The sequence below is a fragment of the Marinobacterium sp. MBR-111 genome (assembly GCF_040547585.1).
Taxonomy (GTDB): domain Bacteria; phylum Pseudomonadota; class Gammaproteobacteria; order Pseudomonadales; family Balneatricaceae; genus Marinobacterium; species Marinobacterium iners.
The window spans coordinates 1-2,872 of the sequence record NZ_JBEPQA010000063.1 but is presented as its reverse complement, the minus strand read 5'-3'; the positions used below and the strand labels follow the sequence as shown (position 1 = coordinate 2,872).

The window sequence follows — 2,872 nt, the reverse complement described above, 5'->3', positions numbered from 1 at the left end:
CATCCGTTTCGGATCATCAAGTGCCAGTTTGGTTTTGTAAAAGCCCGCTACCGTGGCCTGAAGAAAAACGACTGCAAGTTGGCCATGCTGTTCGCGCTGGCCAATGTTGTGCGAGTGGACCAGATGTTGAGAGCACAGGGGCAATCTGCCTGCACTGCCTGAAAAGGTGGTTGCAGCCGGTTAAAAAGGGTTAAAAGTGTTGAATTTCCGCCTCTGAGGCGGTAACAACGACATTTCAGAGCCTTGGATCGGACTTATTCGTAGCTTCCTTAGGCCGACACACCTGATCACCATAATAGTTATTGCTGTAATTGCAGTCAGGGCATGCCTGTTCGGTCACGGGTACGGCGGCAACCGCAGCCGGGCGTGATGAATGTTCAAAGGATGAAACGATGTAGCGGGCAACGTCAGTCATGTCGAGGGCTCCTTGGGTGTCAGTTGCAACCAGATTACCCGCTGACGATTGTTTGTTGAAATTTATTGTTTTTAGGATATCAATTGCCAAAAGCTATATAAGTAAATCCTGTCCCGCCACACCGTCTGATCGAAATTCACACAGTGGATAAAACAGATAACAGGATACTCCACAGGCACACACATCACTGTCCACAGCATTCCGAACCTCCGGTCAGAAACTCCGTCAGGGTTGACATCCATATTGTGCATCAAAACGATCACCCCCTGATCAGTTTTACAGATCCCGTACTGCAAGGGCTTAAGGGCGATGTTTGGACCCGTTGTGCCGAGGTTTTCCACAGAACTGTTCAGGGGTTCTGGGGATGTTTTTCACAGAATTAATTTTTCTTGGACTAAGGCGGTGGGGAAAACTGAAAAGATATACACAGCAATGGATGGTTTGGTGGGTGTGCATAACTGGTGCTTTGGGAAGCCCTAGTGCGTAGCGACGATACATACTGGTAACATGATTTTCTGAGACTCGGATGGAGCCCTGCTATGCCAAGGAAAGACTGGACACCAGAACAGGTAAAACTGGCTTTTCATCTTTACTGCCAACTCCCTTACGGACGTCTGCACCGCAGCAACCCGGAGATCATCGCTCTGGCCAACCTGATGGGCCGCTCGGCGAACTCGGTCGCCATGAAACTGTGCAACCTGGCCAGTCTTGATCCGGCGATCACCGCATCAGGCCGCAAAGGTCTGACAGGTGCCTCAAAACTGGACCGAGCCATCTGGGACGAATTTCATGCCGATTGGGAGGGACTGGTAGTGGAAAGCAGCCGAATAAAAGCCGAACTGGAACAGACCTCAGGCGATACAACGGAAACTGAATCCGCCAGTGAGGAACTGATAGACGACTTTACAGGCGAAACCCGCAGTCAAATCGTGCAGCAACGCATCAAGCAGTCGTTTTTCCGCCGCGCTGTGCTGTCGAGTTATCACCACCGCTGCTGCGTCACCGGCCTCTCGGAACCACGCCTACTGATCGCCAGCCATATCGTCCCTTGGAGTCAAGACAAAACCAACCGACTCAACCCCAGCAATGGGCTTTGCCTATCTGCGCTATATGATCGGGCCTTTGATCAGGGATTGATGACGTTTGATGAGGATTGGCGGGTTGTGCTGTCCGCACAACTCAAACAGCCAGAGCCTGCCATGCAGCGCTTTTTCCAGGCGGTCGAGGGGCAAAAGATTGTGATGCCTGAGCGGTTTAGTCCTGATTCCGGATTGATGCAGCAGCATAGGGATCAGATTTTTGTGGGGGGAGGCTGATCTGATGGACGTGGGGTTTATTCTGCTTTGCGCTGTGGATTCAACCCAACGCCGCCGCTCACGAAACCAGCCCCAATAATTAGTTGACCGACAGCAACCAGTCATGCACATCAGAAATTTTACTCTGATCTCGTTATATAATCACTGTGAAAAGGAGAGCCATAAGTATGATAAACGCCATCCATGATGCTATTTTTGAAGGCGATATAGATCGAGTCAGATCTATTTTGAATAATGGTATAGATATTGAGGCAAAAAATTGCGACGGCGATACTCCTTTTTTGACTTGTTGTACGTATAGGCCTCTTGTTGAGGTAATGAATTTGCTTGTTGACTATGGTGCTGACATAGATGCGCGAAACATTAATGGAGAAATGTTCATTATCTATAGCAGTGAATCGTAAGAAAATAGCTGTTATAGATTTCCTTCTCAATAAAAATGCCGAGATCAATGTTGTTAGTGACGATGGTCAGACACCATTATTTCGGGCCATTTATAAAAATCAATTAGCATATGCTAAGGAGATGTTGCGGCGTGGAGCAGATCCTAGCCTTAATCCGAGCAACCCGGAAAGCGGGACTTCTTTGCTTTGGGCGGCTGGCACTGGTGATCTTGAGCTGGTGAAGATGCTGATAGATTGTGGAGCAGATATTAGTTCACCGGGGATTTTGCATTCAGCAATTAAACATATGCATATCATGAAATATTTGATTGATCAGGGGGTCGATGTTAATAATAAAGGAGCATGGGGATCAACCGCATTGCATATGGCTGCATATAAATGTGAAAAAGATGCTGTTGAGTTGCTAATTAATAATGGTGCCGATATTGGAGTAAAAGACGATAAAGAAGGTCAAACTCCGTACGAGTGGGCTCTTGAGGGGGACTGCCAGTGTGAAATCATCAGGAATATTTTGAAAACATAACTAAGCTAACAAATACAGGCGCGGCGATGCCCATTAGCTTGCGCCTTAGGCTCCACATCATGGTGCAGGAATTAATCGTCAGTGTACGTTTATTAGAACTCTCTGAAAATCTATAAAAGGCTAGGGAAGCTGCGAATAAGTCCGCCGCATGGGATAATGCCCGCTGCACACGATTGAGGACGCACCGATGGATCAGCAACTTACATTTGCCGAC

At 47.9% G+C, this 2,872-nt stretch carries 4 protein-coding genes and 1 pseudogene; 4 read left to right on the top strand and 1 reads right to left on the bottom strand.

What is annotated here, in order from left to right; genetic code table 11:
• A pseudogene (locus tag ABIE61_RS18590) lies at positions 1 to 162 on the top strand (IS5/IS1182 family transposase); the annotation flags it as partial.
• 73 nt (positions 163 to 235) lie between these two features.
• On the opposite strand, the gene ABIE61_RS18585 reads toward ABIE61_RS18590, so the two are convergent.
• A complete protein-coding gene (locus ABIE61_RS18585) occupies positions 236 to 415 on the bottom strand; it encodes a hypothetical protein (protein ID WP_354412338.1) in 180 nt (59 codons plus the stop codon).
• 539 nt (positions 416 to 954) lie between these two features.
• Between ABIE61_RS18585 and ABIE61_RS18580 the strand changes: the two genes are divergently transcribed.
• From ABIE61_RS18580 to ABIE61_RS18570, 3 genes are all read left to right on the top strand, one after another.
• A complete protein-coding gene (locus ABIE61_RS18580) occupies positions 955 to 1,731 on the top strand; it encodes an HNH endonuclease (protein ID WP_354412335.1) in 777 nt (258 codons plus the stop codon).
• A 167-nt stretch (positions 1,732 to 1,898) separates the two neighbouring features.
• Positions 1,899 to 2,135 (top strand): ankyrin repeat domain-containing protein, encoded by a 237-nt coding sequence (locus tag ABIE61_RS18575; RefSeq protein WP_354412333.1) that lies wholly within the window; start codon positions 1,899 to 1,901, stop codon positions 2,133 to 2,135.
• Positions 2,083 to 2,658 (top strand): ankyrin repeat domain-containing protein, encoded by a 576-nt coding sequence (locus ABIE61_RS18570; protein ID WP_354412330.1) that lies wholly within the window; start codon positions 2,083 to 2,085, stop codon positions 2,656 to 2,658. The genes ABIE61_RS18575 and ABIE61_RS18570 overlap by 53 nt, the downstream gene beginning before the upstream one ends.
• Positions 2,659 to 2,872 lie beyond the last annotated feature (214 nt).